This window comes from Bradyrhizobium sp. SHOUNA76 (assembly GCF_023006445.1).
In the GTDB taxonomy this organism is placed as follows: domain Bacteria; phylum Pseudomonadota; class Alphaproteobacteria; order Rhizobiales; family Xanthobacteraceae; genus Bradyrhizobium.
In genome coordinates this window covers 1-4,683 of the sequence record NZ_JALBHA010000490.1, presented here as the reverse complement: position 1 = coordinate 4,683, position 4,683 = coordinate 1, and the positions used below count along the sequence as shown (strand labels likewise).

At 64.1% G+C, this 4,683-nt stretch carries 5 protein-coding genes; all 5 read right to left on the bottom strand.

Annotated elements, in window-relative coordinates; all coding sequences use genetic code 11:
* The coding region (locus tag MOV74_RS31600; RefSeq protein WP_246930896.1) for a feruloyl-CoA synthase at positions 1–1,518 on the bottom strand (1,518 nt) is incomplete at its 3' end.
* Positions 1,515–2,324 carry a crotonase/enoyl-CoA hydratase family protein gene (locus tag MOV74_RS31595; RefSeq protein ID WP_246930895.1) on the bottom strand — a complete coding sequence of 270 codons (810 nt, stop codon included), beginning with the start codon at positions 2,322–2,324 and terminating at the stop codon, positions 1,515–1,517. The genes MOV74_RS31600 and MOV74_RS31595, both read right to left, overlap by 4 nt.
* 128 nt (positions 2,325–2,452) lie before the next feature.
* Positions 2,453–3,124: a DUF2270 domain-containing protein gene (locus tag MOV74_RS31590; protein WP_309486855.1), complete on the bottom strand. Its 672-nt coding sequence runs from the start codon at positions 3,122–3,124 to the stop codon at positions 2,453–2,455.
* 88 nt (positions 3,125–3,212) lie between these two features.
* Entirely contained in the window at positions 3,213–3,674 is a 462-nt protein-coding gene (locus MOV74_RS31585) for a DUF3237 domain-containing protein (RefSeq protein ID WP_246930892.1), read from the bottom strand.
* 12 nt (positions 3,675–3,686) lie between these two features.
* On the bottom strand, positions 3,687–4,683 hold a 997-nt coding region (locus MOV74_RS31580), incomplete at its 5' end, for a TRAP transporter large permease (protein WP_246930890.1).

The following is a 4,683-nucleotide window of genomic DNA, read 5'->3' as shown; positions in this document are numbered from 1 at the left end:
CGGTGCGCAGGCCGCTGTGAGGCGCGCGCGCAGCGGGCCGACGCTGACCCAGGTGCCGCTGGCGAGCTTGAAGTCTTCACCGACACGGCCGTCGAAATCGAACCCGGCGTTGAGATCATCGGGGTCTGCGGGCTTGAGCGCATCCCCCATCTTGTAAAATCCCTCCTCGTCGAAGGATTTCGCGCTGATGTCGGGCTGGCGCCAGTAGCCGGGCATGACGTTCGGCCCCTTGGCGCGCACTTCCAGCTTGCCGTTGTTCGGCACCAGTTTGGCGTCGTTGCCGGAAACAGGCAGGCCGACATGCCCGGAGCGGCTGGTGCGCGGATTGACCGACATGAAGAACGGTGCGGTCTCGGTGGCGCCGAGCCCGGTCAGCATCGGCACGCGATAACCCTTTTCCTTTACCGCGAGCTCGTCGAGGCTGTCCCAGATGAACGGCGACAGCGCGGCGCCCGAGAAGAACATCGCGTGCAGCCGGTCGAAGAATTTCGCGCGCAGGCCCTGGTCCTCGCGCAAATAGGGCAGCAGCGATTCATAGCCCTTGGGCACGTTGAAATAGACCGTCGGCGAGATCTCCTGGAGATTGCGCACGGTCTCCTCGATGCCGCCCGGCATCGGCTTGCCGGCGTCCAGATACATCGAGCCGCCGTTGTAGAGCGTCAGCCCGATATTGTGGTTGCCGCCGAAGGTGTGGTTCCAGGGCAGCCAGTCGATGATGACGGGCGGCTCGTCCTTCAGGAAGGCGAGCGTCTCGCGCAACATCACCTGGTTGGCGCAGATCATGCGCTGGGTGTTGATGACGGCCTTGGGGTTGCCGGTCGAGCCCGAGGTCAGCAGGAATTTCGCGATCGTGTCGGGGCCGATCCTGCCGTGGACGTCGTCGAGATCGCTGCGGATCGGCGTCGCCATGAGGTCGGCGAGCAGGGTGACGTCACGGCCCGGCACGCCGCCATAGGACGCAGCGATCTCGGTGCCGAGCGAGACATTGGCGGCGAGCGCATCGGCGAACCTGTCGGCATCCTCGGCGAAGACGAGGCCCGGCGTCAGCAGCTTCATCAGGTAAGACAGCTTGCCGTAATCCTTCGACACCAGCGAATAGGCCGGCGACACCGGGCAGAACGGAATGCCGGCATAGAACGCGCCGAACGCGAGCAAAGCGTGGTCGATCGAGTTGCCGGAGAGGATGACGACCGGCCGCTCCGCCGACAGGCCGCGCGCGATCAGGCTCGAAGCGATGTGCCGACTCGCGACGAGCAGCTCGGCGTAAGTGATCTTGCGCCAGCCGCGGCCGCCTTCGCGCTCGGCCATGAAGACGCGGTCCGGCGTGGTCGTCGCCCAATGATGCAGGCGGTCGGTGATGCGGATGGGATAGTCGCCGAGCGGCTGTTTGGGCCGCAGGTAAATCGTGCCGTCGTCGCGTCGCTCGATGTTGACGACGGGATCGCCGAACGAGATGGGCCGCAGCGGAAAAGCGCTCGCGCCGCGCTCCATGCCGGAAGAGGACGGCTGCGCGCTCATGATTTCGGCTTTACCTTTGCGGTCTTGTGTTCGAGAAATTCGCGGATCCTGCGCTTGGCCTCCTTGTCGCTCTGCGCGACGGTCGCCATCAGCGATTCCATCAGGAGGCCGGTCTGCGGATTGGCCTCCGCGATCATCGGCAGTGCCTGGAGCACGGCGAAATTGGTCAGCGGCGCGTTGGAGGCGACCTTGGTCGCGAGCTCCATCGCCTTGCCGAACGCGTTGCCGGCTTCCGTGACATATTGCGCGAAGCCGTAGGAGGCGCCTTCGGTCGCGCTATAGACGCGGCCCGTCAGCATCATGTCCATCATCCGGGCGACACCGATCAGCCGCGGCAGCCGCACCGAGCCGCCGCCGCCGACGAAGATGCCGCGTTGTCCCTCCGGCAGCGCGAAATAGGTCGATGGCTCCGCGACGCGGATATGCGCCGAGCAGGCAAGCTCCAGCCCGCCGCCGATCACCGCGCCCCTGAGGGCCGCGATCACGGGCACGCGGCTGTACTGGATGCGGTCGAACACCCGGTGCCACATCTGGGAATGGAGCAGGCCGCCGGTCGCATCGTGCTCGGTCAGCTCGGAGAGGTCCAGGCCTGAGGAGAAATGATCGCCGATGCCGTGGATGACGACCGCGCCGATATCCTCGGGCAGGGAGGCAAAACACTCGCCGATTTCCAGGATGATGCCGTCATTGAGCGCATTGCGCTTGGCCGGCCGGTTCAGACCCACGGTCAGAACCCGGTCCACCCTCTCGATCCGGAGCAGCCCGGAGGCACCCGCGTCAGCGGTCTCAGCGTTTCCCTGTGTCATTTGCGTCCTTGTCAGAATAGTTATGTTGTATAACGAATTTGGGCGGAGTCAAGGAGGGGAGCCCTCCTAGGCGGCGGGGCAGCTACGCTCGCCTCGCCTCCCCCAGGAACGGGTAACCGCCGGTGTCGTCAGCCCATCGCCACTTGGTCGCCCTTGGTCCCGTGCTCGCGTTGGTCGAGCCACATCGTGCCGAGTGCAAACGCCAGCCACCCGAAATTGTAGGCAAAGCCCACGATCAGAACGACCCAGCCGGGAATCGGTCCGACGGCGGCGCGATCGATAAGTTCCGTCAAGGTCACTGCAGGCGTCGGATGGATGGCAATCTTGCCGTAATAGGCGGTCGCCTGGATGGCGAGAATCCAGACGTAGTTGCGACGCAACCGCCGTCCGGCAGCGCGGACAAATGAAATGTGATGGCGGGGCGCAGTGTAGTCGCGCGCGAGAACAGCCTTCCAGCTATCATCGTGCGTTTCACCGGTGAAGATTGGCGCATAGAAATTCCTCTCCAGCCAACGAGCCCGGGCACGCCAGACATTGAAATAGCGATAACGCCGCGCCTCCATACCAAGGAACACGGCAAGGAGCAGTCCGACGAGTACGAGTGGCAGAGGCGAAGCTCCCGGGCTCGAAAATGTCGTCGACAGTGCGATGCCCATCGTGACGATCGCCCAATTGGTCGTGTTGTCGAGTCGCGTTCGCCAGATCGTCGATCGATAGACCTCGCCGCGGTAGAGATGAGCGATGGCGCCCATTTCGGCGGAGTCGAAGGTGTGTTGGGGGGCTGGTTCGCTGGAAGCCATAAGAGACATGGTGGGACTCCCGTGGTCTGCACAACTTGGCGCAGATTACATTCTGAACCAGGTCCGCCCTAGGTCAAAGACCGATTCCTCACATCACCTGATGCACGTCGATCACCACGCGGTCCGCGTGTCGCGCGGCTGAAGCGACAAAAATGTGCTCCATCAGCCATCGATACTTCTCGTGTCCGGTCTCGAACCGCGGCACAGTGCGGAAATAGATCAGTTTGGGATCGACCGGCTCGCCCCGCTTGAGCTTTTGCAACAGCTCGACCGGGCCGAAGCGCATGCCCTTGTTCTCGACATAGACGGTGGCGCCGTCGTCGGTCTCGAAGGCGTACCTGGCTTCGAGATCGATCAGCTCGTTGGGGCGGATGGTCTGAAAGTCGGCGCCGAAGGGCAGAACCTTGCCGTTGACAGCGCCCTTCACCTCGCCGCCGACGATCGGGATGATGCGGCGCACGCCGATGCCGGTCTCGCCGGCGGTGACGACGTCGCCGATGCGCGCGGTGATGGTGAAGGCGTACTTCGTCTCTAACGTCGGCGTGATCATCGCTTCACCTCGTCAATGCGCCATCATCCGCGTCGGCAGCCACGTCGCCAGCAGCGGGAAGGCGATCAGGATCACCAGCCGCACCAGATCCGTCGCGACGAACGGGATCACGCCCTTGAAGATGGTGGAGAAGGAGACGTCCTTCACCACGCTCTTGATGACAAAGACGTTCATGCCGACCGGCGGATGGATCAGGCCGAGTTCGACCGTCATCACGATGATGACGCCGAACCAGATCGGGTCGAAGCCGAGATGCGTGATCACGGGGAAGATGATCGGCACAGTCAGGATGATCATCGCCATGGCGTCCATCAGGCAGCCGAGCACGAGATACATCACCATGATCAGCGCCAGCACGCCGTAGCTGCCGAGACCGAGGCCGGTGAGAAATTCGGTCACTTTCTGCGGCGTCTGCGTCACTGTCAGGAAATAGCCGAAGATCAGTGCGCCGATCAGCACGGTGAAGACCGCGGCCGCGGTGCGCGTCGCCTGCAGCAGCGAGGCCAGGATCTTCTCGCGGTCGAGGCGGCCCGTCAGCACGCCGATGATGAACGCGCCGGCGGCGCCGACGCCGCCCGCCTCCGTCGGCGTGAAGCGCGGCAAATAGGGCAGGCCGTAGAGGCCGCCGATGACGAACACGAACAGCAGCACCGGCGCCCAGATCTCCTTCAACCCGGCGAAGCGCTCGCGCCACGGGGTCACCTTGCCCTTTGGCAGGAAGTCGGGGCGGAAATAACCGATCAGGAAGATCGTGATCATGTACATGCTCATCGCCAGCAGGCCCGGGATGATGCCGGCGATGAAGAGCTTTCCGATGTCCTGCTCGGTGATGATGCCGTAGACCGCGAGCACGGTGGAGGGCGGCAGCATCGCGCCCAGCGTTCCGCCGGCCGCGATCACGCCGGTGGCAAAGGACTGCGGATAGCCGAAGCGGCGCATCTCGGGATAGGCCACGGCGGAGAAGGTCGCGGCGGTCGCGACCGAGGAACCGCAGATCGCTGCAAAGCCG

Coding starts and splice junctions, on each gene's coding strand:
- MOV74_RS31595 (WP_246930895.1), bottom strand. CDS start 2,324: ATGACACAGGGAAACGCTGAGACCGCTGACGCGGGTGCCTCCGGGCTG.
- MOV74_RS31590 (WP_309486855.1), bottom strand. CDS start 3,124: ATGGCTTCCAGCGAACCAGCCCCCCAACACACCTTCGACTCCGCCGAA.
- MOV74_RS31585 (WP_246930892.1), bottom strand. CDS start 3,674: ATGATCACGCCGACGTTAGAGACGAAGTACGCCTTCACCATCACCGCG.